The sequence below is a fragment of the Rubrobacter aplysinae genome, assembly GCF_001029505.1.
Classification (GTDB): domain Bacteria; phylum Actinomycetota; class Rubrobacteria; order Rubrobacterales; family Rubrobacteraceae; genus Rubrobacter_A; species Rubrobacter_A aplysinae.
Genome location: NZ_LEKH01000007.1, coordinates 43,940 through 70,008 on the forward strand (window position 1 = coordinate 43,940; position 26,069 = coordinate 70,008).

Consider the following 26,069-nt stretch of genomic DNA (forward strand, 5'->3'; position numbering starts at 1 on the left):
TTCGGTGGCCCATGAGCGTATTTTTTGCGGGATAGATGTGATGCTCGACCTTACTCAGCCGAAGATCTTGTACACCAGCTTGTGCACGGCTCTGCGGGCCAGGCGCTTTGAAAGAGCCTCGGCCCACGCGAGACCGCACACGCGTCGCCGCGCAGGTGGTGGAGCTTTAAAAGTACCTTTATCATCTTCTTCTCCGATATTTATCGGGCAGGATTGCTCACGAGAAGATCCCCGGCCCTGTGTGTTCAGGGACCGGAGATCGGCTAAAAATAGTAGATGATCTCTAGTGAGAGTTGGGCCTAACTCTCCTCTTATTCGGGCTGGACCTTGTGCTCGCGGCTTTTGCGCTCGTGCTCCTCGCGCTCCTCGCGTCGACGAGTCTGTTCTTTCTCACGCTCGATGCGGGCTGTGCGCTCCGGATCCGGCGGTAGCCTTCTCTGTCCGGTGCTTTTGGAGTGTATCGTTCGTGCCATGAGAACCTCACCTCCTCTAATACTCATTATCGTCTTCGCCGGCGAGGAAGACAATGTCTGAGGCTTGCCAGGATTCTCCAGAAGGGATCGAGACACTAAACTCTATTCTAAGAGCAACCTGTCCGCCATCGGGTATAGTCACGAGAACCGATTCTTCGAGCGGTTCCTCCGGCTCGAGCGTCTTCGCCTCGACAGGTTGCCAGACTCCGATGAGGTCCCAGCCGCTTTGCGAACTTTGCGAACTTTGCGAAGACTGCTCCACATCCTGCTGCGTGGATACCATGGAGCTAGCCAACAGTCTCACCGCCGTGCCTTCCGCGGTGATCCGTAGTTCCCTGGCCCCGATATTTCGAGCTCCACAGTCCATCAGCACATGTAGCACACCCTGCTCTCTTCGCACCTTGCTTGTGAGGACCAGGTTTAACCTGGGCCGGAATGTGCGGCCCCGGATGAACTTGAAGTAGGCAAAGCCGCCGCCGATTATCAGGGCCACCGCAGTGACTACATCGCGTGCGACTGAGGCAAGATCCACGAAGATCTGCATGTACTCATTCTCCCCTTTATCAGTTTCTCGGGACGAGCTTCTCCCTGCGATGTTGTAGGAGCTTCAAAAGGATCTGACCGTGACAGATAAGCCCGTCGCCAGCACTGAGACCGCCGTAATCCGTACACCAACATCCAAGGGTCTGGCCTTCAAGCTCGCCGAGACGCTTTAGAAGCGGCCTGCCTTCCCCGAAGACGAGCCACTGCTTGTACTTTTCTATAACCTCTTCGCGCTCTCCATCCTCTCCGATCTTGAAGGGGTTACCCCACACCGAACCTCGTCCGCGACCTATGTAGACGTCGAACGGCTCTTTTTTGCAATGGACCACCTTCTCCGCCACTTGAGCTCCTCTTTTTCCTCTCTGCAAAGTATCGGGCCTTCGTTTCTTTCGAGGCCCGATACCGCTAGCTGCAATTCAGAAGGTGATTATGCGGAACCGATCATCTATTAGGACCTCCTCAAGGACAGGCTTTACGTCAGCAAGGTAGTCCAATTTTCCATTTCCGGCTCCGGGCCTGGGCAGATAGACCTCGGCGATCCGGAAGCGCTCCATAAGCTCCACGAGCTGGTGAGCGGACCGTTTGATCAGCTCCGGGTCTGCACAGTCCCTCCAGGAATGCTTTACAGGGAAGCTACCGAGGTGAGAGCCATCCGGCAAGGCGGCCAGGCGGAATACCCGGTTGCCGTACCGGCCCAGAAGTTCGCCGAGCTTGTAGTCGATGCCGGGCAGCATCTCTTTGGCCTGCCGCGCGCACCCTCGACCCATAACGCACGCTCCGCCCTTACGGCGCTCGCCGTTTGTACAGACCAATTCACAAAGTCAGGGCTCTCCCGAACTCTAGGTGAAGAGGTCCGTCTCCCGCTGTTCCGCCTGCCAGAGCAGCCTTCAGGCCGCCAGGGCTCTGGCCCTCAACAGATCAGAGTTCGCCCGGCCGTAACCCTGCCGCTTCAGGAGCTTCACCTTATGGATGAAGCCCTCGACGGGTCCGGTGCTCCAGCTCTCCGTTAGCCCCGCTCTCACCGCCGCAATGTCCTTGTTTAACCCGGCGGCGAACTTTCTCATCACCTCGGCCTGTGAGGCGTCTGCTTCTGCTAGCCAGCCGTCCAGCTTTTCGCCGTCGAGTTTCCGGACCATTTTCGCGAACTCTTGCGTCAGTCGGTAAGCATCAGCCAGTGCCGCGTCAGAAGCGCACAATCTATCCAGGTACGCCTTCTGCTCCGCATCGAGTTTCTCTTGCCGGCGCATAAACAGCGCAGACATGTTCCTGGCTGTCGGAGACACCCCCGCGATGGAGCCCTTCTTCGCCTTGGGTGCTCTAGGAGCCTGGAGCCGCTTGCCCTGCTGCTCAGTGTAGCGAAAGTCCGAGATGAGCTTGGTCACTATGTCTATGCTGTGTGAGTAGCCTTGCTCGCGGATCTCGTAATAGAGTCTCTTTGCACTGTGGCAGCCCTCGTTCCAGCGCCTTATGAGGTAGGGTCGCCACGGATCGAGGACGCTACCTTTTCTGCCATGCTTGGGCCGGGGTGGAGGCTCGGCGAGCTCTCTGTAGCGGTAGACGGTGCTGCGGCTGGTGCCGGTCCACTCTGCTATGTCCTTGACCTTTGCTCCGGCAAGGTGGAGCCTGCGGATCGCTTTCCACTGTTCGACCAGGCGCTCGTGGCGTTCCCTGGCCGGTCCCTCTATGTGCTCGTAAGCGCGTATGTCGGGGATCTCCGTAACCGGAACATGGCCCTCCTTGCCGTCTTTGGAAGTCTCCGCCCCGTCATGCGTAGTCTCAGGCATCACCGCCTTCTTCAGCTCCGTGCGTTTGGTCAGCAAGAAATGCTCCACGACCTGGGTGAGGTTGTGCAAGAGGTGCCAGCGGTCGGCGACCTGCCTCGCCTGCGGGGCGCCGGCGTCGATGCCTTCCCGGCAGACGTTGGAGCGGTCGCGAGCAACCACTTCGACGTCGGGATGCTGCCCCAGCCACCCAGCTATTAGCTCTGTCGAGTGGCCCTGCAAGAGATCCACTATCTTGTGGCGCTCTAGGTCCACCATGATCGTTGCGGGGCCGTTGTTCCTCTTTAAGCCGAAGTCGTCCACTCCCACCACGCGTAGGTCTTTCTCGTCCCCGGTCTCGGCGCTGTGGACGACGAAAGCTCTCCGAATCCGGTTAAGGAGGGTGTCGGGGCTAACGAGTAGGCCTAACTCTCGGGCGAGTCTAGCTCCGGCCTCGCCGCCCAGAGAGAAGGCTATCCACTCCAGAGCGTTCCTCTGGCGGTTGGTGCCGCGGGCAAACGGCCGGGTCACATCATGCAGGCGCTCGGCGAAGATCCTGCGCTCGCAAGATGGCTCGTCGCAGAAAAACTTCCGCACCCGAAGCCGTAGGCGCACTGGGGTGCCCGACCACGGCAGGTCGGCCAGCGTACGGGTGTAGAGACCATGAATTCGACGTGAAGGCCGCTCACACAGAGGGCACTTGGCTGCTGGAGCATTCTTGAAAGCGTAAATGGTTACCGAGTGTCCATCGAAGGAGATCTCGGCAACCTGCAATTCTTCAGGTAAGGTGAAGCTGCTTTTGAAGAAGGCTGTCTTGAGCATAAGATTCCCGGTGTTTTGGTGGCTTTCACGAGCATTGTCGAGGAAGGAAAGCGCCGATGCAGCCCGATGGCTCCGACTCTTCCGCAATTTCATCAAGGACAGCGGCGACCATACTCTGGGTCGTCGGAGTCATCATGGTGTGTGTCTTTGGGTCTCTAGGCCTGGCTTCCTACGGTGGCACCACGGGCTGTAGTGAAGGCGAGCGCGCCGCCTACGCTAACCTTTCTAGGTACAAGGACCGTCAGCTCCAGGTGATTTCCAACAAGACCAACGGCACCTGCGACGTCAGCTTCACGACCGACGACTCCCAGCAAGAGGTCCTCGGCTACTACCGGACACAACTCCGCGTGCGAGGCTGGGAGGTAGAGAACAGTGAAGAGCCTACACCCTTCTCGGAGCTTTCCGAAGCGGAGCAGCGCGAGGCTACAGAAAACGGAGCTCGGTACATAGAGGGTCCTACGGGCGTGCAGGGTCGCCGCGATGGCTACCGCTACTCCGTAGCTGTCTTTCCCGAAGGCTCTCCCGAGTCGCCACCAGGAGGAGGCGTCAGAGTCTACGTGATGATCCTTGAAGAGTAGCTCGGCCCAACCCCAATCTTCCACTGAGAGCCTTGCTCTTCACCTAGAGTTCGGGAGAGCCCTGACTTTATGAGTCAGTCTGGTTTGTGGTTATCAGTTTCAGCGCCGGGTAGCTGTCTGGTCTCAGTCTCCAGAGATCTCCGTTGATTTCGAGCATGATTTCTCCCCGGATATTCTGACGTGGGCCTTCATCTATATTAGGCCCACGTCTGTCTGTTAGCGCCAGGGCTGTTTCTCTTTAGAGAAGATCTTTAAAGGAGATAACGTACAGCATCTAGTACGAAGCTACTCTGACTCCTACCCTTTTGAAGGCTTTGATCCCTCCCCGGACTTCGAGCCTTCACTTCCTTTAGAGGTTCTCGGAGTACCCGTAACGTTGATACCGCTCTCTTCCGGCGTCACGCCCTCGGGGTAGCCGAACTCTTCGGCAAGGTCAGCCGGTAGCCTGCGTCCAACGTAGCGGGTTTTGCCCTTTCCGCTCCTCTTGCGTCCATTTTTGTCGGTATAGGTGAGATCACCCGTTATATAGGACTGAAGATAAAAGTAGGGACCGGAGCCCCTGATGTACTGGGCGACCAGCCAGCGGCTCAGTTCCTGGCCGGGGCCGCGCTCCGGGTTCTCTTTACCCATAGCCATCTTCCGCGCATAGGAGGCGAGCTCCCGAAGCTCGGTCGAAGAGAGAGACTCCAGGTACTCCTGAAGCTGCTCGTCGGGCTTGAAGTGTTCGCCGTCCGTGGATCCCATAGTCTTACGATTCATGGTAGCGGTAATACTCATTTTTGTCTTCTCCTTGCTGTAGTGATTGTAGTGACTAGCCCGTTTACTCCAATGCTAGGGCTGGCAGAGCCACGCCAGGGCCACAGGCCCTGCCAGCCCTTGTAACCCTCTACCCTATTCGTGGTACCCGTGGTGCGCCAGTCGCGCCGGCGAGTCGCCGGAGGCGGCGAGTCGGAGCGGCGGTGCCGCACTGGATTATCTCCGCTCCACTGACGTTCCTCTCTCATCGGGTTTCGCCAGTTCTCCGCCAGAGGTCGGGGCGGTGAAGTGCTCGAAGAGCGCGAATCGCCCCGGCCGGAGCCGCACCACCTTGAGGACGGCCGCTTGCGCGGGTCAGCATCTCCGGAGCAAGTGAAACTCGGCGAGCCAGCGAGTGGGGCCGGTGAGTCGCTGAAAGCGGCGAGTCGGCCCCGCCGCTGGCGAGCCTGCGCTTCGCCAGAAGCGCCCGCCACCGGCTAGCCGGTTCGCTATGTGAACCAACGCGAGACGCGGAGGCCGGGACTCTCTCCCGGCCTCCGCTCCGTCTCCCTCTGCTCCGCTCTAGCTATCCCAAGCCTCGGTGTAGCTGGCTCCGGTGGCGGCCATCTCCGCCATTACCTGCGGATCGAAGCTCTGCTCGGGGCCGGTGTCCTCCTCGTTACCCGCTGTCTCGTCGGCTATCTCCTGCGTTTGAACCTCTTCGTAACCTTCAAGCTCGCGGCGAGTGTAGCGGCGGGGCTTCACTCCCTCGGCAAGCCGGGCGTATACCTTACCTCCCCGGCGGCTGCGGTATACCTTCTTCAGATCCTTGAGGCGGTTCAGGGCGGCGCTGATCCGCTCCTGAGCCTCGGGGCTGTGCGCTCCGCGCTCGTAGTAGAGGCTGTTTATCTCCTGAGCCTGTCCGGGCCTGTGATACAGCCAGTTTATGAGGCGGTCGGCCTCTCTCCACTTGCGGCGGGCCTCTGCCTTAGCATAGTTCTCGCGGGCCTCGTCTCCGGCCTGAGCCTCTACCCTCTCCCGGTACGCTGCGAGCGGATCGGCTGTGTAATCCTTGCGCTGCGGGGCGGGGCTGGTGGCGATTATCTGGGCGTTTATCTGGCGGCGGCTGATAGCCTGCTGATACCACCGCTCGCACTCGTCCTGGCCCGTGCGGGTAGACTTTGGGGCGGCCTCTGCTTCTCCGGCGGTAACGGTGTCTTTGGTCGCCTCGGGGAAAAGCACGGCGGGGGTGCGGAGTTTTGAAACTCGCGTATCCGCCGGGGCGTAGCTTACGGCGTAGTCTCCCCTATCCTCGGCGCGTCCGGCATCTATGGCGAGGGTGCGGCGGGTGGTCTGCTGGTAGTCGTCGGTGTAGTAGAAAGCGGTGCTTTCGTCGGCAAGCTTTACCGCGTCCACCGCGCCGATGCGGGCGGCGTAGCCGGTCATCCGCTCGACAAACTCGGCGGGGATGTGGTGCTCGCTTCCAAGCTCGGCGGCGATCTTGCCGGAGCCGACGCTACCGTTATCCCCTACCCGCTCGCGGAGTGCTTCGGCAAAACACGTACCGAAAAGATGCGCTACACTGGCCTTATCCATTGGGAAGTCCCCCTTTGGATCACGGTTCGGGATGTTGGCTCATCGCCGAACCTGGATTAACTTTACTAATTAATATTCTAGCAGCTTAACCAGCAAAATCAAGACCAAAAAGGGCGAATTTGGGAGATTTTTAGAGAAATTTTCCCTGCAAATGGTAGGATTATTTCCCGTGAGACGGCAGCGGCTACCACCAGCCCCAAGCATCCTATACAACTACGCCGCGCCGAAGCCCCAAGCATACCCACACCATTAAAGAGTCAAAGGCCAGTGTTTCCGAATGTAGGCGTTCCACCGCGCCTAAGCGAGCCACGTCAAGGGCAGCTCTGCTAGGAAAAGTTTTGACGAAGAATTTTTAGGCCAGAGGCCGTGAAGAAAATTCTTTGCAAACCCGGAGGGCGGCTAGCAGTCTAGACTGCTGGCCGAGTTTTCCGGCCCTTGACGTGGTGAGTGTGGTGCTACGCTAAAGCCGCTTCGGAAACTGCTGCTCCTACCATCGAGTATCGTACCGGGCCACACACCCCGCGATAGGGATCTGCGCCTTCCGCAGATAGCCACACCCCCGCTGGCACAGCCGTCCGCCGTGTTAGAGAAGGTCGCTCTAGGCGGTTCATGTGAACCTCGAACCGCAGCGGGCGAGCCGCACCCGGGTACCTCTGCTAGCTCGGTCGCGTGATCCTCCAGCCACGCTGCGGCCCGCATGGGCTGGAGCTCGAACTGGTTCGGGCGGAAGCCCCGCGCTCGGGCTCCCGCCCTCCCCTAGTAGTTAGTTGGTCTGTAGCCAGTAGCGCGAGAGCTGGGCGTGCAGTGCCTCGTTCTCCTCCAACACATCCTGGAGCTGATGTTCGAGGCCTTTGATCTCCATCCTACGGGTGTCCAGCTCCTCCCACAGCCGGCTCGTGTACTCGGAGTCAAACCGCCGCCACTCTTCACGCACCTCGAGCTCTGCCAAAGTCTCTCTGTAGCGGTTACGATAGAAATCCGCCCTACGGCCCGCGTCGGTGATCAGTATCCAGGCAAGGACCGCGAAAACGGCGAACGCCGCCACGAACAGGACTGGCAGCATCTGATTCTCCTTGTGTAGGTAATCAGGTTATGGAGGTTATAGGGCTTTCTACTCTGCTCTACTCTCCGATTAGCCCGGCCTCCTCGCCCACCGTGAACTCGAAGTCGAGCAGGGCGTCGAAGGCTGCGTGAGAGGCGCACTCGACTAGACGCTCCCGGCCGACTAGCTCGTTGCCCGAGAAGCGATGCTTGAGCAGATCCACGAGTGCCTCCCGCTCTACCGGGTCTTCCATTACCCGGAGTAGCTTCTCGTCCTGGGCAGTACGCATGGTGGCTCCTTCCTCTGATTGGTCTACTGCGTGGCGAGTTGCACCGCTGTACTACTCGCCACGCAGTAGCGCCACGTAGTGGAAGCTGCTGAAGACGATCAAAGACTGTAAAGAGTCGGGAAGCCGCGCGCAGGGGTTTCAGGTGTCTCGTGGGACCCTGCGATGATCCGGTGCTACGGGATGAAGACGTCTCTTACGGGGTAATCAAATAGAGAGAGCAAGAAGGGAGCAGGAGCGGCGGAATGCATCCGCCTCCGGGAGATCTCTCAGGACTCCGAGCGGTCCTTCTGTTCTTTCATGAGCTCGTGGTAGGCCTCGCGCATCTGCTGGTCGTAGCGCCTGCGCTCTACCGTTCCTTTCGGCGGTGGTGGGTCGATCTCCTCTTCCGGCATCGTCTCTTCGAGCTCGCGGTACTCTGTGCCCGCGTCGAACGGGTGACCGAAGTTCTCCTGGTAGCTAACCGTTGCGACCACGCCTTCGTTCCCGTCGTCGCGGATTTCGAGGCGGCTAACCCACCAGGTCTCGCCCATCGCCAGCACGTGTTCGCCGTCGTGGCTCGCTACCAGGGCCTGAGACCCTTCTCCATCAGGGCGGATGTCGAAGGCGAAGATGTGACCGGGCACGGCCTCGGCGATGGCGTCGGTATCGTAACGGCTCACGATCATCATTTTACCCTACCTCCTTGCGCAAGGCTCTGTACCACTTCTCTATCTGCTGCGCCGCCCGCGGATAGTCGGGCCGGGCGACCTCGCGGTGATTGCCGCTGTGAGCCCGCTCCTCGCCAAGCAGGACGCGGTTCTTTACCCGGGTCGCGTAGTAGACCGTGTGGGCTCCGCCGCGGTTGTCCCGGACCCTCTCGAAGCTCATGGCGAGGACCCACCCGTTCGGTAGCTCCACTGCTGTCGAGATCGTCCGGGCATGCCCCGGATACCGATCATCGAAGAATGCCGAGAGCTCCCGGCTTACGTCCTGCATCTCTCCCTCCCTGTCCGTGGCAGACTTTCCCCGCCCTTCCCCATCCGGTTTCTACACAAGAAAAGGCGCGGAGCCGCTCACCGGCTCCGCGCCCCCTGTAGCGCACACTCTGTTGCTGGTTGGCTGCTACAGGATGTCAGTCACTACCCGCTGCCTGGCCTGAGCGTGATGGAAGGGGATATCATCCCACTGCCCATCCTCGAAATCGGCGGGTGCAGCGTCGTTGCCCGAGCTGCCCGAGCCGCCCGCTGCCGCTCCGACCTTCTGACCACCAGCGGAACCGCCATTCTCGAACTCTCCGCCCTGGCCGCGCGGGAGGAACTGGACCTCATCGGCCACTATGTCCACCTTGTTGCGCTTGGAGCCGTCCTGGGCCTCCCACGACCGGAACTGCAGACGGCCCTTGATGAGTATGGGGTCGCCCTTCTTCTTGTAGTTGGCGATGGTCTCGCCAAGCTCGCGCCAGGCCGTGACGTCGAAGAAGTCCACCTCGTCGTTCTGGCTGCGGACGCGGTTTACCGCGATCCCGAAGTTGCACACCGGGATGCCGTTGTTCGTGAACCGAAGCTCGGGATCTCGCGTGAGGTTCCCGGCCTCGACCACCAGGTTGAAGTCGGCCATCTTGGCCCTCCTCTCGACTTGCTCTACGTGGGCCTCCCTCCTTACGGGATAAGCCCGATTTACCTACCGCCAGTGACCCTCTACATCCACTGAGAGAGCGTGCTGGCTGCTTTCACCACTGGGCAAGCAGCCAGCAAAGCTCCGAAGCTCCACCTAGGCCGCCTCTTCTCCTACCGGCTCGTCTTCCGAGGTGTACTGCTCGGAGTAGGGCGAGAACCCGGTAAGGAAATGGCTCACCGCGTCTTCCGCTCCGGCATACAACGATGGCTCTTCCTCTAGCTCCAGCGCCGGGTAGACGACGTGGCTGGTGATCGCCGGACGCTTGTTTCCCTCCAGGTACACTCCCACCTCTGAGCCGTCCGCCGGCGAGCAGATCGGCAGGAAGAGATCTCCGCGTACCTTCGACCCGGCCTCTGTTATCTCCGCACCGAGTAGCCTCATCACCTTCGCCTTCGCGTCGGCCGCTCTCTCCAGAGACCTGCTTACTGGGTTCTCCACCAGCGCCTCGACGTTCCGGGCCTTCCGTAGCAGCCGCCTGTGCTCGCTCACGATTCCTCCATCCTCTTTGGTGTTCAGGCCTGTACCCCTGGTCTGGCCTGAACACCGCCGCAAGCGAGCCGACTTCGTTATCTCGACGGGCTTCTGACGTCTGTACTACCTCTGGCCTCTTTCGGGAAGAAGCCCTCCTCTGCCCTGCCTCCACGAGCCCAGCGGCGACGGCCCCCAAGAGAAACCGCGCTGCGAGCAAAGTTGACTCCGCTCAACTTTGTGAGCTGCGTGGTTTTGGACACTTTGGGCCGCGTCGCCGCCGTGGACCCCACGATGCTTCGGCTTCCCTCCAGGTTACCGGGACCGTCTTCTCACCCCACATCCAGGCTCTCCTGAAACCTCTCGAAGTCTCGCTGGCGTGCCTCCTTCTGGGCCTGACGTATCGACTGCCAGTGAGATGGATACCGTCTAAGATCCACATCTCTAAGGCCGCCCTCTCTTACGAGCTCCTCCGGGAATACTTCGGCCTGAAGCAGTACCGCCTCCGGCTCGATAGCCTCGACCATCGCTCTGCACCCCGAGACGAATAGCGACCTCTCGTGACGGTTACCCAGATCCACCCCGACGCTCGATATAGCCACGGTAGAGCCCTTCTCGACTCCGAGAAAGCAGAACGTGTACGACTCCTCCGTGGACCACGAGATCGTCGGGATCACCTTCACCCCACCGGACTGCCAGTACGCCCCGCACCAGCGGTTGCGGTAAACGTTCCAGAGCTGCACCGTCAGCGGCCAGTCACGATAGAGACTGAAGTCCGGTGAGAGGGCAAAGCCCACGCTACTTACGTACTTCAGCTTCTCCCGGGGACGACTCCACACACCCTCGAACCGGTAGTCCTCGAGGAAGAAATGCAGGGCCGTCCGGTATGGTTCGTGGGCCAGCACCACATCTTCATTGAGCCTGGTCCGGTACGGCATCAGCACACCGGGGATCTCTTGCTCTCTCCTTATCAGGGGTATGCCGAGACCGTTGTCAGAGTCCATCAACCGGGTGGTGTTCAGGGCGTCTACCGAACCCTGTGGGCTCTTCTTCTTGAGCTCCTTCTCTACGTCCACCGGCGACCTCCTACCGATAACCGTCTATCACCAGACCTTACTCCTCTTCCTCTTCTTCCTCGCCTTCGTGATCTCCCGAGTCGCCACTGGACCCTCCAGTGCCCCCCACCGTGCCGATCGCGTAACCTCCGACCGCCGCTGCTGCTGTGGCCGCTGCCGTACCGGCTCCCGAACCTCCACCGCTCGACCCACTGCTCGATCCGCTGGCCGCGCCGCGACCCCCCATGAGCTCTACCTCCTGGCTCTCTCGACTCCACCGACTGGCTCTTCCTCTTACGGGAAGAGAACTCCTCCAAACTCTTCTGAGATACGTGGTTCCCTATCTCGTGCGCGGGCAGCCTGTGGTCTCTGACCAAGCCTTCTACTTCCACCCCACACGACCTACTACCCACTAAAAAGCTGCGTTGTTTTAGACACTTTTCGAGACTGTCATATAGACGTACCTCCGGCCTCCGTCCACGTGGTTGGTGCTGCCCCGATTCGCCGGCTAACTTACCCGCGCCGACCGTCACGACATCACCGCCGAGCCCCGACAATAGCTGCCCCGGTAACTCTTCCCCACCGACATTCTCGACTGCTCCGCTACGCTTCTTCACGAACTCCGAAGCTACTCCGAAAACACTGTGACGACACCCTCCTCCAACCCTCTCGACCGACCCTTCCCTACTCGCTATCTCTTCTCCACCAACCTCCTCGATTCCACTCCAGCATCCTCCCTCTACCATCCTCTGATCTTCTCCAGCTCCAGCCTCACTCCACCCTTCTATCTCCTCTCCATAACCTCCTCCAATCGCCACCTCTCTATCCCTCCAAACTCTCCTGTATCTACTAGCATCCACTACTCCACAAACCCGCCTCCAACACTTCTTCCTAGCCCCAAAACCAAGGCCAATTCGCCAGAAAATTTCTATACCCACACCTAACGAACGTTTTCTGACTCCTTGTGTAGGGTCGCTGATACTCTGATTCGGCATAACTCCTTTACCTATCGGCATCCAGGCTAATATGAAGCATTCACACACCCTTCACACGACTTTCTCGGTGAAGGGTGTGTGAAGGGTACTTTTGTCGATCCGGCGCGTGATACGTGTGTGAAGAGTCTGTGAAGCCTGTGTGAAGGGGCAGATTCGCCGGTGCAGTATGCTGTCGCTGCACCACTTAGCCAGCTCCCGATACCAGCTTGAATACAGCTCCCGACACTTCTCATCGCGTTCCATTTCTTCCCTCTGTGGCTGCTGCAATCGCGCTTCCGACTTGACTCTCTATGGCTATTACTTGCTCCAGTAACTCTGCCATCATCCGGCGGCTCTGCCTGACGTGTACGTATAGTTCTTCAAGCGTGGTTTGCTCCCCGGATCCAGAGTTATCGAGTAGCTGCTGGTTGTCTTGCTGCGTGGTTGGCAACGGATCTTCTGGGCCGCTACTGCGTGTCCGCTGTGCTTCTTTGACGAACGCGTCGTGGCCGCTACTCGGAGCTGCTTGCGCATCCTCTTCCGGGTAATGCACCACGTTCGTTTGGCCTGCTATCACCTTTATTCCAACCCCGGCCGCTTCCTCGCTCACATCTTCTGAGTAGGAAGCTCTAACGTCTTTTCCGACGACCCGATTTATTTTGTCGATGGTCTGGAATGTCGGCGTGCGCAGTCCTCTTAGCATGGACGATATGGTCGCTACTGAAAGCCCTGTCCTCGTCGCCAGTTCGGTCGGGTTCATTCCCCTGGCAGCCATCGCATCTCGCAGACGTCCGGGATCTACTTGGTGGTCTGTGGTCTTCTGAAACCCAACCTCTACCGGGGTGCTGCTAAGACCTTCCATTCCTCTGCCTAGGGCGCGCGAGATCTTGTTTACGCTGTCTTCCGAGAGTGGCTCTTTGTTTCTCACCGCGCGTCCGATGGTGTGCTCGGAGAGGCCACTGCGTCTGGCAAGATCGGCCTGCGACCACTTCTTTTCCGAGAGCACGTTTTCAAGTAGGTCTAACCTTATACCCATCCTCAAACAGCCTCTTCAGCCTCTCCTGCTGCTTGGGCTTGCTCTACGATCTCTCGTGCCCTGGTCAGCAAGTACTTCACTATGGTGTCGGTGTCGCCCAGCACACCTTTCATCGCGCTGCTCTCTTGCAGGGCCTCTCTGACGTACTCCTTGTCGCGTTCTGTATCGCAGGCAAACAACAGCTTTGCATCCTCTTTCGAGTAGCCGCGGTAGCTGCGGTAGCTGTCGGCGCGCGTTACTTTATCCTTAACTACTGACTTTGCTTCCCTGGATTCTTTGGTCTGGCGCTCGATGATGAACATCTTCCCATCCGGCATATGCACCCGGGCATCTGGTTGGTGCTTTTTGTTCTCACCCCCGAAGAAGTATTCGGTGGTGGCGTGGCTCTCGTTCTCCCAGCGCCATTCGGGGTAAACGTAGCCGTCCAGCTGGGCGAATAGCTCCTCGAAACTCGGCTGGATACGCGCGTATATCTCGGTGGTCTTGAAGTGGTGAGTCAGGCGCTCCGGTAGAGGCGGGTAGCTTTCACCGGGGCGCCCTGCGGCGTATGCTTGCCGCCTGTACTGGTTTTGCGTCAAGAACCAGTAGGTGCGCTGTCTGTCCTCTCCCAGTGGGGTGTAGTGATCCTTGAGCAACACTCCCTTGCCAAGAAGCTTGTAGAGTCTTTTCTTCGCGGAATATTCGGAGTAGTGAAGCTCTTCGGTACCCGGATCTTTTTTGTACGCCGCCGACGGGAAGTACATCTTTGCTATCTGCTCGGTGGGCAGAGCCAGCGCGGTGTATAGCGACCTCTTCAGTAGGTGATCGCGGTTGGTCGTCCTCGGCCCGTACTTGCGCCTGTTCTGCGTGCGCTTCTGATCTGAATTCTGTGCTTTTTTACGGCTATCCTGATCTACTACCGCAGTGTGTTCTGTAGTGTACTCTTCGCTTATGCCGGTATCCGTCATAATTTCCTACCTCCTCTACTAGTTGCCTTCTATATGTCGCCGCAGCCGGCGCCCGTTGTGCCAGCCAATGAGTTTGGAAAAGCCAGCTACCATGGGGATAGCTAGTCCAGCTCCCAGCACCAGGCTTCCGGCCCACGCCAGTGCTCCTCCTAGGACCGCCCACGCCGCCGCACTCAATAACAGGGCTGTGATCACGTAGACCAGCCCCAACAAATGTCTCTCGCCCTTAACTCTGACGCGGTGCGCATAAACGGGTGGTGGACTATGTCCGCCGTCTTCTGGAGCGAGCTGCCCCTCTAATTGCCGGCGGGCATCCGTGGACTGCTGGTGAGTGTGCTTGATTTCTAGTTCGGTGGTGTCGTCTTTAGTGCGGTCATCTTCGACACCGTTTTCGTCTCTGGTGTTTTGTTGGCTGCTGTTGGTAGCGGGAAGCTGCTCTTGATCCCCTGGGCCATCGCTTACGTATTGCTCGTCCCTTCCCGTTTCATAATCCTGCGAGGACAGATGAGAGCTATCCGTTCGCCGCTGGGAGTCGGTGGGTGCTTGCTGATGCTCCTCTTCTACGCCTCCCCTGTCAGACTCTTCCGCACTTTTCTGGTCCTCTGGAGTGGAATCACCATCTACCGAGCCCTCGGTAGTCTCCGGTTCTCTTTGTATGTTGCCCTGACCGGCCCCACTCACGCTGTCCTCGTCTCCACCTCCCAGCTCCTCGAATTCTGGCTGCCGATCCTTCTCAGACCAGCCGCTATCGAGGTACTTCTGCTCGAACTGCTCTACCGGCATAGCCCCACCAAGCAACTCTCCGATCTTCTGCTCGCGCTCCTCTTCGTCCAGAGACAGTATCCAGGCGTCGAGGTCCTTGGCTCCCTCGGGGAGCATCGCCACTTTCGGTATTCCTCCCTGTCGCTCTATAAGCCAGTTGCAGGCATGAGGCACCGCCTTCATTACCTCCGCGTAAGACTTCGGCTTCACGTCGAGGTCGGGGATGTAGACAACCACTTTGCCCGCAAGATCCACGCCAGAGAGCTCGGGCAGCACGGTATATACAGCCTCATCTTCGCCACTGCGTGCCCGGTAGTTGCGAAAGCCCTTGATCGCGGCCACGGCGAACCCATACCGGGCGGCGACCATTGCCCCTATCGCGCCCTCGCAGACCGCCACCATCTCCTCGGGCCTGTAGCGGGGATGGACGTACAGATGTACGGCGCTTCCCAGGAGTGCCTTGTAGCGCTTGTCGTACTCGCCCATCTCCTGGCCGGTGAATCGGCCTTCGACGGTGCGGATGTAGCCCTCGTTATCGAAATAGGGAATCAGCGCGTAGTCGCCGTAGAGCGAGAAGCGTAGAGCGCCACTCTTTGTCTCGTAAAAGCCCGGAACCGACAGCAGCTCCTCCTTGGAGAACCGCTGGTCCAGTTTGCCGAGTACGTAATCGCAGCGGTCCTTTGAGAACGAGCCGAATCGGCCTTCTTCTATGGCCGCTTCGTCCAGTCCGCGTTCCAGGAGAAACCACTTGTCGCGCTCCTCGAGCCGGCACATCTTCAAGAGCGCCTCGAAAACGTCGTGTGCCTTTTGCCTCTCGTCGACAGCCGGAGAGTTGTGAGCCTGGCTGGCCTCACCGGCTCTGGGGCTGTGCTCCTGGGAGGCTGCTAGCTCGGCGTCCTCGACGTACTCTGCGGACCCGCTTACGCCGTTCGATTCCTCCTCGTGGATAACCACGGCGGCTATGGCGCTGCGCGAGCCGTCGGTGTTCTCCTGCCAGGCCTGTATTGGCTGCTCCAGACCAATGCTATGACCATCCGAGGCCGGATCCGCGGTTGCCGCCGCTCCCCACTTGGGACCCGCGTACTCACTACTAGCGCCGCCGCCTGACTGCTCCTGCGTACCCTTCGTGGAACACTGATCCTCGTGAGCGGAACGCGGGGTTATCGCCCGCTTCTTGCGGGAGTCGTCGCGGGGACTGATCGCCTTTTCTCTACCACCAGAGCTTTCGGGCCCCGGCCGATTCTCACCACCCTCCTCCGGGTTGTCCAGGCCCAGGATCTCGTAGCCCTTTTTGAGGCACAGAACGAAGCCTTCCCCCGAAAGAGGATTTCCCTCGAAGTACGCTATTATCCCCAGGGCGTCGGTGGTCGTCGGCGCCTCGCAAGCGGCATCGAAACATCCCGCGTAGCCCATCACCGGGTCCACCTCGAAGTTCCTATCACCGCAGGCCGGGCACTGGTAGGTCTGGCGTTTGCCCTCGCCACGCCTGCTGGTCAGGTAGTGATCGCACACGGCGACCACCTCGCGGTTTATAGCGTCCTTGTCGTAAGCGGTGCTCGTCTTACTCATTCGCTGTGGTGCCTCCCTTCCGGGCCGATGTCTGGCGGCCGCCGCACCGGAGTGGCGCTCGGCGGTCTCTCGTAGATCGTGGAGACCGCCGAAGCGACCGACTCGACCATCGCATCGTCCATCCGGCGCTGACCGGGGCGCATGGTGCGGACCTTCATACTGACATCCTCCAGGGTTGCCATATGAGAGCGAAGCAGTTGGTCTAGACCCTGCCCGAGCTCACCGTTCGGGAAGCATACGATCCAGTTCATCCCGGAAGTGTCGTCGGGGCCGGTCTTCATTCCGGCACGCTTGCACACATCCCACATCTGGGCGCGGATCTGGTTTCTCAAATTCCGGTGCAGCTCTTTGCCGCCCACGGTGATCTCGACCCCGCCGTTGCGCTGCGGTATGCCCTCTACCGTGCCACGGTTGCCCTTGGTCTCGACCAGGGTAAGCCCCTCGGGACCGACGACGAGATGGTCTATGTTTCCGGCATTAAGAGTGGGAAGGTCATAGAAGACGTAGTAGCAGCCGCGCCAGGTGAGCCTGGCTAGCTCCTGGTGAGTCTGGAGCTCCGCCTTCTTACCAGCGTGTTCGCGTCGCGCCCTGGCTTGCTGTTCCTCTTGCTCGCGGCGAACACGCTTTAGCCGCTCGTGTTCGCGCCGGCGGACGGCAGCCTTGAGGGGGTGCAGGAGGTTATAGAGAAAACTCTTCGGGTTGCCGCCGTTATCGCGAGAGATGGTGGCCTCCCCGACTCGAGCCCTGTTGCCCGAGAGTTAACGGGCTATGCGGCGCTAGTTCTTTTTGTTGTCGTCGATAAGCATCAGGGCCATGGCGATGTCCCCTCCAGCCTGAGCGCGCTTTTTGCGCTTCTCGCGCTTGCGACGACTGGCATCCACAGGCGGTGCCGCGAGGTAACTGTGACCGGAGGCCACCTTTTTCTTCGCACGCGTTTTGGCCCGCTTCTTGCTCGTGAACGCCCTGGGGACCAGGATAATTAGCGCCATTATTCCGATCAGCAGGTAGACCGAGTACGCCAGGATTATCGGAGCCATGAACCGTATCTCCTCCGGTGTCATCCAGCCTCTCAGGTATGGGGCGATCAGTGGCGATCCCAACCACGGCCAGGGCACGATCACGAGCCCGATTACTATCAAGACTACTACTTTCTTCATGCCCTCCCGTCCTCCTGCTAGCTTTCAAGAACACGTACACCGCATCACGAGGTGTCTGCATGTAACCATACCGGCGAGTCCACTTGTTCTCAACACCCATTGTTTACCCGCTACTTTCCCAGGCCTTTTAAGAGGCCCAACACGGATAGCGCGACTCTTTCCCCACCACCGGAGGAGTAGGAGTAGAAGGCCCACTGAAACACCCACCACGGCGTCTTCCACACCAGCCACAGTACCCCCAGGTTCATTAGCACTGGCAGTATCCGTGAGCCCACGCCGTCGTAGATCATCTCCGGCGTTCCGGCGATCCGGTAGCCCAGCCCGAACTCCAATGCCCACAGCACGCTGATCACGAAGCAGGCCAGTATCCCCCTGAACCATGCCCCGGCGACATCTGAAAAGCGCGGTACGGCATGCAATATTATCGCTAGAGGCCCCACCACGAATAGCATGGCAAAGATCAAATTGGTTATGGCGACAGCAAGCTGTATGAGCAGGGTCAAAACGAGCTTCGCCCCCCAGATAACTATCTGATAAAACCAGCCTCCCACTGGTATCGCCAGACGGGTTGCCTCTCCGGTAGCCAGTCGTTTCATGCTCGCCGTCATTTCTTGCTCATTTATCATTGCCTCCGATATGGAGTTACTCAAGTTTGCTATCAGGCTGATGATCTCCGGCATGAAGGCTATACCGGCCATGACGGTCACTATCTTGGGGATACCGGTCTGTACGGCGTAGGCGGTGTCGTAGTTGGCCCCGCGCAACGTCATCGAGAGCCCGAGCAGCAGAAGCAGGGCTATGGCTACCGGCTTTACCCAGTTGGCCGTATCTCGGTAAATCTCGGTAAGACCACTGGAAGGCGGGTCGATCTGATAGCGTCCGTCGGTGATCTGGTCGGTCAGGTTCTCGGTACGCCTCTGGGCCTCAGCCTCTAAGATCTGCTGTATGCTGTCCTTGATCCAGCCGGTGAGCTCCTTGAACATGTCGACGACTATGCCTCCCAGAAACCCACTATCGTCGCCGCCTGATTCCTCACTGCCGGATTCTTCAGAGGAGCCTTCTCCCGAGTCCTCACCCCCGGATTCCTCACCTCCGTCACCGGATTCCTCCTCGGAGTCTGACGGCTGATCCTCTTGGATTGGCTGGGTGGAACCAGGAGCAATCTGTGCTCCAGCTGGCGGCGCCGCCGCACTCAAAATCATGAAACAACAGATCACGACGCTCGTTACCGCAAAGAGCCGCTGGAGCGGTGTCGAGGTATGGTGCGGCCTCTTCCCCCGCACGACGGGTGAGCGGTTGGCCTCCAGCGTGTCGTCTAACCCTGCGCTAGGGGCGTAATTCGCCCTTTCGGGTGTGGATTGTCCGTTTATAAACTGGTCGCTTATGCCGTCGGCCCACTGCATCTCTGTACCTCTGGTCCCTTTGCTAGTCCAATCAATCACTCGTCATCCAGGCGTCGAAGAGGTTGAACAAAGGCACGGCCAGGAGCGCTATGGCGAGCCCCATCGCGGAGCCGCAGATCGTCTGCACGCCCGTAACGCGCTTCTCGTCGTCGGCGGGGTTCATCATTATCACCAAGGCCCCGAGGAGTATCCCGAGCGTGCTGGCTGCTCCCACGAGTATCTCCAGGAACGTAATTGCTGGGTCCCACACTCCCGCCGGACCACCCGATTCGATCTGGGCCAGCATCAGCAAATAAGACTTCATTTAGTTAGCTTCCTTTCGTCGTCGTCTCCGGTAGGTCGTACGTCGTCTATCCCCTCCTCAGCAGCGGCCGCGCTTACCCGGTAGGAGCCTTCATAGGGGCTGAGAGTCAAAGGCTGGCGGTAGGCGATGGGCTCGCCCTCGATGTTTGCGTAACGGTCGTAGGAGGAGCCGACCTCGAAGTAGGCGACGCCCTCTATATCCTCCCCGGACGTTCCGGTGAGCTCGAAACGCTCCATCTTGGCCGCCGCCTCCATACCCTCCTCGCCGACTCTTTTGGCATAACCGTCTATGCGATCCCCGCCGGGGCTCTCGAAGAACCTGTCGCTTACAGTGGTGCGTTCTATGGCTTCGCGGTACTCATTTTCGGAGTCTCCGGTGTAGCCGTAAGCGGCGGTTATGAAGCGATCCGCGGCCGACCTGACCTGCTCCTTTTGACCTGCGTCCAGCTCCTCCCCGGTCTCTTCTGAGTCCTCACCGGATTGGACACTCTCATCATCGGGGCTTTCGGGATTTTCATTGGCCGAGCCCGGACAGCTCTCTCGGGGGGTGGTGTCCGAGATTAGCTCCTCTACAGAGACCGCCGCTACCTGATAGACGCCCTCCGAGAAGCTAAGGCGGTGCTCCTGGCTAAAGCGGTGGGTCTGACCGTCGGCGTCCTCCACCGAGAAGGTCGTGAGCGCGTCGAGCCCGTCAGGACCACTGCCTATGACCTCGAACTCATCGAGAATCACGGTCGAGACCATGCCGCACTCGGGCGCTGCCTCGGAGTAGCCTTCCAGCTTCTCGCCGCCCGGGGAGCCGAAGACCTCCTCCGAGGCAGCCTCCTCTATGCCACCCAGATAATCCTCGGCGGAAGTGCCTGTGTAGCCGTAGGCGGCGGTAAGGTAGCTCTCCGAAGCCGCCTTTGCGCGGGCAAGGTCGGTATCGGTGATCGTGCCGGCCCCGACGGGCTGACCGGTACCCTCTTCCTGTTCTTCGTCTTCCGTATTTTCCGTATCTTCGCTGCCCTCCGGAGCCTGGTCGTCTCCTCCGGCGGCGTCGGTCTCGGGCGAGTAGTCTGCGGTCTGCGGGTTGCTTTGCGGGTTGGTCCGCGGGTCTGTTTGCAGGTCGGCCTGTGAGCCGGAGTCTGAACTTTCGGGAGCCGCCTCGTCCGTCTCCCCCGTGGAGCTGTCTTCTTCAAGCGGATCGAAGACCTCGCTGGGCTGAGTACCGCCTCCCGCGGACTGTGCCGCCTGTGAGCCGCCTTCTTCGGAACCTTCGCCGCCACCTCCGAGTGTGTCGGCGGAATCGTCCGTACCGCCTTCACCGCCGGCCTCGTTCTCGCCCTGGGGCTCGTCGGCGGTAGTGTCTTCCGAGTCCGCCGGCTCCTGCGCCGTGGTAGCCGGTGCGGCCGGGCCTGCCTGCCCGGAAGCCTGCTCAGGGGCTTGACCCGAGGCTTGATCCGAAGGCGCTGCCGAGCCTACTTGTCCGAGCCAGACGATTACGAGGATCCACAAGGCCATGAAGACCACGACGCCGGCTGCGAGCGCGATGTACTTGTTCCTTTGCGAGGTGTCGTAGGTGCGTGTGAGGCTGCTACGGTCCATACTCCGGCTCCCCGCCCTAGCTCCCTGGCTGCCGCCGGGCCTCGCGTACGAGCTGCGGCGGCTGGAGCCAGCCTCTTATATGACGGCTTCTCATCTTGATCCTCCCCCTTTGTTTATCCGGTCTGGTGGTCTGTAGCTCGTTCATCGTCTGCCTCTTTCATACAGGGCTGGAGAGAGCCTGTGCCTGGTATTGGGCCTTATAGTGGCTGAGGTGCAGGCTCTCTCCGAAACTCCCCTACTCTCTAGTTCACTTCGGTCTAGGTCCGCTTCGGTTCGCTAGTGATCTCTAGTTGAATTCCTCCTCTCCTTCGGACTCTTTGCGGTCCTAATCGCCGAAGAGCTCGCCGGACATCCCATCGCCGGAGAAGATCTGCTCCTCCATGGATTGCTCGGCCTTCTCCATTTGCTCCTCGGCCGATTTATTGGCTTGCTCTATCTGTTTCTCGGCCTCTTTATTAGCCTGCTCTATCTGCTTTTGGGCCTCTTTATTGGCCTTCTCTGCCTGCTTCTGGGCCTGTTTATTGGCCTGCGTTGTTTGCTGATCGGCAGTCTCGTCTCCCCCGGTGTCGGCGGTGTCCTCTGCACCTCCGCCGGAAGAGGGCTCCGAAGAGGAGTCAGAAGAGGAGTCAGAAGAGGACTGATCGCACTCGACCCGCTGCTCCAGGACCATAGTGATGCCGTCCTCGCCTTCGCCCCCGGAAGACTCCTTTTGTACGTCCCGGATGGTTTCGCAGGCTTGTTCGTTGGTCATTGCCTGGTCGTTGGTGGACCTGTTGGTTGAGCTATTAGTGGAGTTGTTAGTAGAACTGCCAGTGGAGCCGTCCTCATCGTTGCCGGTGTGGGTGTAGCCCTGCGAGGAGCCATCCTCGCCGTCTCCAGCTCCGGGAGTTGTCGGGCCGGTATCTGGAGTACCGGAGCCTTCGTCCTCACTATCACTGCCGCTATCATTGCCGTCGTCCCCGTTGCTGGAATCCCCGGATGGGGGGCCTTCCTCGCAGAACGGGAAGCATTCCTTGGGCGTCCAGCCCTGCTCGGGGCTATCCGAGCCGTCGTTCTCCTTGGCCGAATCGGGCTGCTCTACGGTCTCGTCGTTTTCCTCTGGTTCTTGACCGCTCTCAGGGCTCTGGCCCTCGCCGGAGTCACCTTCCTCCCCGGTAGAGAATGGGTCGTCGGAGTTGGTGTCTACACCGCCTTCGTCTTCGCTCTGGGGCTGGTCGTCGCTCTGGGAGTCGTCTTGGGGGCCTTCGGGTGCGGAGCCCCACCGCTCGCGGTACTCCTGCGTGTCGTAAGAGGTGGGCTCGGAGTAGTTCGAGCTTGAGTTGGTTATTATCGGCGTCGTCATTACCGACTCGCCCTCGACGTGCCCAAAGCCAAGGGCGTGGCCCAGCTCGTGGGCGGCGGCGGTTTGTTGGGCGTTGGGCGTAGCGGAGTCCATCGACCCGGGATCAAAGGTGATTAGCCCATCGGATCTGGTATTCGCCATCGGTCCGCCGAGATAGCCGTCGGTTACAACGAGGTCGGTCTGGGACTCAGAAGGCGAGGGCTCTATGTCCACCACACCCAGCTCGTTCCAGCTAGCGACCGCGGCCTCGAAGGACTCGGAGTAGGCGCTGTCTATCTCGTATTGGAGGTCTCCGCCCTCGTCCACCAGATCCCACGAGCTTTGCACGTTGGCCGAGTGAGGCCCGCCGTGGAAGCTCCCATGAGACTCTTCTTGTTCTTCGTGGTTCTCTTGCTTTTCCTGTGGTTCTTGTAGCTGTTGCGCCCCCGCGATTCCGGGCGTAGTGCCGGTGATGAGCGCTAGCACCGCCAGCGCGATCAAGGTTAGCCTCAGTGATCCCTTGACGACCTTTGCCGTCTTTGTCTCGGGGTTATCCAGGTTATCTAGCGGTTGCTCCACTAGCCTCTCTCCTCTCTTTGGCGCCTGCGTAGTTGGCGTATCCGGGTTCTCTATGTTGGGACGTGGCAGCCCGGCATCATCCGGGCTGCCAGTGTGCAGGTACTATTTCAGCTAGTTCGGGAAACTCACCCAGCCTCGTACAAGGCGCAGGGATCGTGGTCTGCCGTAGGCGAAGATCTATCCTCCATCATCACTGGTCATGGACTCATCACTAGTCGGCTCGCCGCCTTCGGGCTCACTACCGGGAGAGTCGGCCGTGGGCTGGCCGTCTTCGCCGCCGATGCCCGCATCAGCGAGGTGGCAATCCACCTTGGACTGGATACGCTGCTGGAGGTCAGAGCCAAAGTCGTCGCGGAACGGGTCGTTGTCGAAGCCCTCCATCGTGTCGCAGTCATCGCCGGAAGAGCCCTCGGGTCCGCCGCCGGGTTCGGATCCCGAGTACCCGGTCGGTCCGGCGTCCGGCTGATCTTGGCCGCCGTCGTTACCGTCTGTGGGCTCGGGACTGTCGTTAGAGCCCTCGTTGGAGTCTTCGTCTCCGGAGTCGTACTGATCGCCGGATGGGCTCTGAGGGTGATCCTCCGTAGGCTCGTCACCAGAAGGCTCGTCACCAGAAGGCTCGTTACCGGAAGGCTCGTTACCGGAAGGCTCGTCACCGCCGCTCTGATTGGCCGGCCCGTTTATGGGCGTGCCTTCTCCCGAAGGAACTTCGCCGGAGCCGGGATTTTCGGGGCTGTCAGAGTCCTGTGTAGTACCCTCATCTTTAGCCTCGTCCTGGGGGCTCTGGCCTGTACCTTGGTCGGGCTCGGGCTCCGTGGCCTCCTGGTCGGGGCTCTGTTCGTCAGAGCTCTGCTCGTCGGGCTCTGTCTGCTCTTTTGCGGTGTCCTCCGGCTGCTCGTCGGTCTCCTCGTAAATGGTTACTTCGGGATTAGTCCCTTCGGGACTGGTCATGCCGGGATTGTCAGAAGATCCTCCATCTGGAAGATCCTCGTTAGACTCTTCACCCGAGTCCTCATTGGAGCTCTCGTCCCCGGATGAGCCGTACTGGTCGCCACTGGTGGAACCGTCATCGCCGTGGCCGGGCTCCTCGCCCTGTGGTGTCTCGCCCTGCGGTGTGTTCTCGGGCTCTATCTCGGAGACCTTCCGGGCACTCTCGCCCTCGACGCCGCCGAAGTCCGTGGTCCAGTAGGACCTTCCAGCGCCATCTTCTCCAGAGTCGGCGTACTCCATCCCGACGCCTATCACTTCGAGGTCCTCGTGCAGCATGATCTCGTCGTGAGCGGGTGATTCCTTCCAGCCGTCGAATACCGCCTGCGCCGAGCCGTTCGCGGCTATGTTCTCGCCGGTCGTGGTGTTATGGGCGTAGCCGGACTCCGCCAGCCGGTCACTAGAGTCAGCGCCGGTCTCGAAGTGCTCGCTCTGCTGGCTCTCGTGGTCCATGTAGCCGTACTCCGCCATGTCCGCCGAGTGGCGCTCTGCGGCCAGAGAGGCGCTGTCGGAGACCAGCAGAGGGTCGAGTCCGTTCTTTTCGCGGTGCTCGTTGATGAGCCTGACCATCTCTAGCTCGGCCTCGGTGTAGGTCACTTCCCCGATGGCCTTCTCGGTCTCTTCGGCGGCCTCTTTGCTCTGGTGCTCGGCGTTCGCACCTTCGTCCTTAGGGGTCAGCACCTGCGCGGCGGCCGGTCCCGCCGCGAACATCATCAGGATCAGTAGGGCAAGGCCCACTAGTCCCGTAAGGCCCAGCCTCGCCAGAGTCGCCAGAGGCGGCGGTAGCGGGACGGCGCTTACCGCCGTCTCTACCGGCTCCGGGCCGGGTTGGCCCAGTCTGTTGTTTTGGCTACGGTTCAAGGATGTTTGCCTTTCTCCGTGTGAGGGTGTGTAGTTCTCTGCGTAAATTCTTCGTCTTCTTTGCCTGTCGTAACGCTCTGTAGCAGGTGGCCGTAGGGGGCCACCCTAGAGATCCGTCATCTTTGGCCTCCTCCGCTCTTCCCGGATCATCGGGTGTCGTCTTCCGTATCGTGAGGACCGATTAGAGCCCGCACCTTTGAGTCGTTTCGTCCAACCCCGGTAAGCTCGTAGAAGACCGCCCCTGTCTCGGCCATGTAACGGCTAAATTGGGTGTGGAAAAAGGCGGGTGGCTCTGGAGCCTGACGTATGAGGCCACGTCCGGCCAAGGGTGCGAGCTCGGCCTGCAGAGCCTCCCGGCCCAGGCCGGTAACTAGCTCCAGGTACGGGGTGTCGGCCATGACTGAATGCCAGAGAGCCAATAGCACTATGCGCTGGGGCCAGCTAAAGGAGGCTGTATCGCCGGAGCATCGGGCTTGCCCCTCGTCCATAGGCAGACTTCCTGTGCCCTCTCTAGTGTCGTTTCTAGTGTCGGTAGTAGCTAGTAGCTTCACGCGCTCACACCTCTTAATCGGCTCTGTGATCAATGTTCATGCCCTCCGGGACCACCGGGCTCGCCTACCTTCGGTGCGTCGGGATCCGGGCGCTCGGGAGGCTCCGTGGACTCGGGCGCGCTTGCGGCGAGGATGATCCAGCCGGAGCCTTCCCCCCGCTTGGCGAGCAGCAGCCGCTGCTCGAGATACTTGACGTCTCCGTAGACCTTGCCGAAGCCCTCGTCTTCCGCCGGGTCGCCGTACCGGTTGCCGACGGCATAGGTAACCTCTGAAACCGACGCTGCGGGTGGGGTCTCAGCCTGCATGAGCTGTGCCGGGACGAACCCCGTGAGCTGGCCGGGAGCTATCTTCTGGCCGACGGGCTCGCCGCTCAGGATGGTGTACTCCTCGAGGACGGCGGCATTCTCCGCGCCCCCATCCTCGACGAGCGAGACGTAGTAGCTAAGGGTCTCCGCGCCTGGAGAGTCGTAGTAGGTATCCGGGTTGATCCGGCCCTCGTAGCCGGAGCGGTACTCTTCTACGTCCTTACCGGTATAGCCGTAGGCCGCGCCAACGAAGGAGCTAACGAACCCGCGCTGGCCGTTCGAGCGGCCCTCCTCGTCCTCTATCGCCACTTCTCCCTCGGGCACCCCGCCGCCCACGGGCTTCGAGAGACCATCGTTGGAGGCGTTCTGGCCTTGTACAGGACCGTCCCCAGAGCCCGTCCCGGCGTCCTCATCCTCTCCGGTACCGGAGCCGCCGGCCTCAGAATCTTCGGAGGCCCGGTCTCCCGACTTCCCTTCGGTGGTCTCCGCGCCAGAAGGCTGTCCGCCGTCCGTAGAGTCGTCCTCTCCGCCACCTCCTAGAGCGACCACCACCGCGATCCACACGCCGACCACGACCAGCGCCAGCGCGACCCACACGGCCACTTTGGCGCGACTGCTGGTGGCGCCCGCTCCGCTCATCCTGCGGCGGCTCATGGCCGGACCTCCGTCACGGGGCTCATGGCGGGGCTCATGTCGGGGCTCAGTATGTGTCC

At 60.3% G+C, this 26,069-nt stretch carries 28 protein-coding genes and 1 pseudogene; 1 reads left to right on the forward strand and 28 read right to left on the reverse strand.

Going from position 1 to position 26,069, the window contains the following annotated elements:
* Positions 1-311: 311 nt before the first annotated feature.
* From ABD53_RS17260 to ABD53_RS08810, 5 genes are all read right to left on the reverse strand, one after another.
* Positions 312-473: a hypothetical protein gene (locus tag ABD53_RS17260; protein ID WP_160309653.1), complete on the reverse strand. Its 162-nt coding sequence runs from the start codon at positions 471-473 to the stop codon at positions 312-314.
* Positions 474-489: 16 nt separating this feature from the next.
* Positions 490-1,017: a hypothetical protein gene (locus ABD53_RS08795; protein WP_047865406.1), complete on the reverse strand. Its 528-nt coding sequence runs from the start codon at positions 1,015-1,017 to the stop codon at positions 490-492.
* A gap of 19 nt (positions 1,018-1,036) precedes the next feature.
* Positions 1,037-1,357 carry a DUF4326 domain-containing protein gene (locus tag ABD53_RS08800; protein ID WP_047865407.1) on the reverse strand — a complete coding sequence of 107 codons (321 nt, stop codon included), beginning with the start codon at positions 1,355-1,357 and terminating at the stop codon, positions 1,037-1,039.
* A gap of 75 nt (positions 1,358-1,432) precedes the next feature.
* A complete protein-coding gene (locus ABD53_RS08805; RefSeq protein WP_160309654.1) occupies positions 1,433-1,750 on the reverse strand; it encodes a macro domain-containing protein in 318 nt (105 codons plus the stop codon).
* A 153-nt stretch (positions 1,751-1,903) separates the two neighbouring features.
* Entirely contained in the window at positions 1,904-3,691 is a 1,788-nt protein-coding gene (locus ABD53_RS08810) for an ISL3 family transposase (protein WP_327286736.1), read from the reverse strand.
* Here ABD53_RS08810 and ABD53_RS08815 point away from each other — a divergent pair.
* Complete coding sequence (locus ABD53_RS08815) at positions 3,655-4,176, forward strand: hypothetical protein (protein ID WP_152670688.1); 522 nt, start codon at positions 3,655-3,657, stop codon at positions 4,174-4,176. The genes ABD53_RS08810 and ABD53_RS08815 overlap by 37 nt on opposite strands.
* 297 nt (positions 4,177-4,473) lie before the next feature.
* Here the strand turns inward: ABD53_RS08815 and ABD53_RS08820 are convergent, their stop codons facing one another.
* The 23 genes and pseudogenes from ABD53_RS08820 to ABD53_RS08925 all read right to left on the reverse strand — a co-directional run bounded on the left by ABD53_RS08820 (position 4,474) and on the right by ABD53_RS08925 (position 26,010).
* Positions 4,474-4,953 (reverse strand): hypothetical protein, encoded by a 480-nt coding sequence (locus tag ABD53_RS08820; protein WP_152670689.1) that lies wholly within the window; start codon positions 4,951-4,953, stop codon positions 4,474-4,476.
* 540 nt (positions 4,954-5,493) lie between these two features.
* Positions 5,494-6,507, reverse strand: coding sequence for a hypothetical protein (locus ABD53_RS08825; RefSeq protein ID WP_047865412.1), 1,014 nt, complete (start codon positions 6,505-6,507; stop codon positions 5,494-5,496).
* Positions 6,508-7,270: 763 nt separating this feature from the next.
* Positions 7,271-7,570, reverse strand: a complete 300-nt coding sequence (locus ABD53_RS08830) for a hypothetical protein (RefSeq protein ID WP_047865413.1) — start codon at positions 7,568-7,570, stop codon at positions 7,271-7,273.
* Positions 7,571-7,628: 58 nt separating this feature from the next.
* Positions 7,629-7,838 (reverse strand): hypothetical protein, encoded by a 210-nt coding sequence (locus ABD53_RS08835; RefSeq protein WP_047865414.1) that lies wholly within the window; start codon positions 7,836-7,838, stop codon positions 7,629-7,631.
* Positions 7,839-8,104: 266 nt separating this feature from the next.
* Positions 8,105-8,506 (reverse strand): hypothetical protein, encoded by a 402-nt coding sequence (locus ABD53_RS08840; protein WP_047865415.1) that lies wholly within the window; start codon positions 8,504-8,506, stop codon positions 8,105-8,107.
* Between the two features lies 1 nt (position 8,507).
* Positions 8,508-8,813, reverse strand: a complete 306-nt coding sequence (locus tag ABD53_RS08845; RefSeq protein ID WP_047865416.1) for a hypothetical protein — start codon at positions 8,811-8,813, stop codon at positions 8,508-8,510.
* Between the two features lie 126 nt (positions 8,814-8,939).
* Positions 8,940-9,434 carry a single-stranded DNA-binding protein gene (gene ssb, locus ABD53_RS08850; RefSeq protein WP_047865417.1) on the reverse strand — a complete coding sequence of 165 codons (495 nt, stop codon included), beginning with the start codon at positions 9,432-9,434 and terminating at the stop codon, positions 8,940-8,942.
* A 153-nt stretch (positions 9,435-9,587) separates the two neighbouring features.
* Entirely contained in the window at positions 9,588-9,983 is a 396-nt protein-coding gene (locus tag ABD53_RS08855) for a hypothetical protein (protein WP_047865418.1), read from the reverse strand.
* 311 nt (positions 9,984-10,294) lie between these two features.
* The gene (locus ABD53_RS08860; RefSeq protein WP_053057864.1) at positions 10,295-11,038 is read right to left on the reverse strand and encodes a DUF4417 domain-containing protein; all 744 of its coding nucleotides are present in this window, start codon (positions 11,036-11,038) and stop codon (positions 10,295-10,297) included.
* Positions 11,039-11,075: 37 nt separating this feature from the next.
* Entirely contained in the window at positions 11,076-11,264 is a 189-nt protein-coding gene (locus ABD53_RS16940; RefSeq protein WP_152670690.1) for a hypothetical protein, read from the reverse strand.
* Positions 11,265-12,241: 977 nt separating this feature from the next.
* Entirely contained in the window at positions 12,242-13,027 is a 786-nt protein-coding gene (locus ABD53_RS08865; protein WP_047865419.1) for a helix-turn-helix domain-containing protein, read from the reverse strand.
* 2 nt (positions 13,028-13,029) lie between these two features.
* Positions 13,030-13,974 carry a hypothetical protein gene (locus tag ABD53_RS08870; protein WP_047865420.1) on the reverse strand — a complete coding sequence of 315 codons (945 nt, stop codon included), beginning with the start codon at positions 13,972-13,974 and terminating at the stop codon, positions 13,030-13,032.
* Between the two features lie 18 nt (positions 13,975-13,992).
* Positions 13,993-16,305 (reverse strand): DUF3854 domain-containing protein, encoded by a 2,313-nt coding sequence (locus ABD53_RS08875; protein WP_047865421.1) that lies wholly within the window; start codon positions 16,303-16,305, stop codon positions 13,993-13,995.
* Positions 16,302-16,637, reverse strand: coding sequence for a hypothetical protein (locus tag ABD53_RS17680; protein WP_047865422.1), 336 nt, complete (start codon positions 16,635-16,637; stop codon positions 16,302-16,304). Before ABD53_RS17680 ends, ABD53_RS08875 begins: the two co-directional genes overlap by 4 nt.
* Before the next feature lie 36 nt (positions 16,638-16,673).
* A pseudogene (locus ABD53_RS17970) lies at positions 16,674-17,027 on the reverse strand (nuclease-related domain-containing protein); the annotation flags it as partial.
* 54 nt (positions 17,028-17,081) lie between these two features.
* Positions 17,082-17,462, reverse strand: coding sequence for a hypothetical protein (locus ABD53_RS08890; protein WP_047865424.1), 381 nt, complete (start codon positions 17,460-17,462; stop codon positions 17,082-17,084).
* Positions 17,463-17,572: 110 nt separating this feature from the next.
* On the reverse strand, positions 17,573-18,865 hold the full coding sequence (locus ABD53_RS08895; protein ID WP_152670692.1) for a hypothetical protein: 1,293 nt from the start codon (positions 18,863-18,865) through the stop codon (positions 17,573-17,575).
* A 31-nt stretch (positions 18,866-18,896) separates the two neighbouring features.
* Entirely contained in the window at positions 18,897-19,169 is a 273-nt protein-coding gene (locus ABD53_RS08900) for a hypothetical protein (protein WP_047865426.1), read from the reverse strand.
* On the reverse strand, positions 19,166-20,755 hold the full coding sequence (locus ABD53_RS08905; protein ID WP_047865427.1) for a hypothetical protein: 1,590 nt from the start codon (positions 20,753-20,755) through the stop codon (positions 19,166-19,168). Before ABD53_RS08905 ends, ABD53_RS08900 begins: the two co-directional genes overlap by 4 nt.
* Before the next feature lie 325 nt (positions 20,756-21,080).
* Positions 21,081-22,655 (reverse strand): hypothetical protein, encoded by a 1,575-nt coding sequence (locus tag ABD53_RS08910; RefSeq protein WP_047865428.1) that lies wholly within the window; start codon positions 22,653-22,655, stop codon positions 21,081-21,083.
* 177 nt (positions 22,656-22,832) lie between these two features.
* Positions 22,833-24,500 (reverse strand): CAP domain-containing protein, encoded by a 1,668-nt coding sequence (locus ABD53_RS08915; RefSeq protein ID WP_047865429.1) that lies wholly within the window; start codon positions 24,498-24,500, stop codon positions 22,833-22,835.
* 146 nt (positions 24,501-24,646) lie between these two features.
* Complete coding sequence (locus ABD53_RS08920) at positions 24,647-24,988, reverse strand: hypothetical protein (protein WP_152670693.1); 342 nt, start codon at positions 24,986-24,988, stop codon at positions 24,647-24,649.
* 92 nt (positions 24,989-25,080) lie between these two features.
* Entirely contained in the window at positions 25,081-26,010 is a 930-nt protein-coding gene (locus tag ABD53_RS08925) for a hypothetical protein (protein WP_047865431.1), read from the reverse strand.
* Positions 26,011-26,069 lie beyond the last annotated feature (59 nt).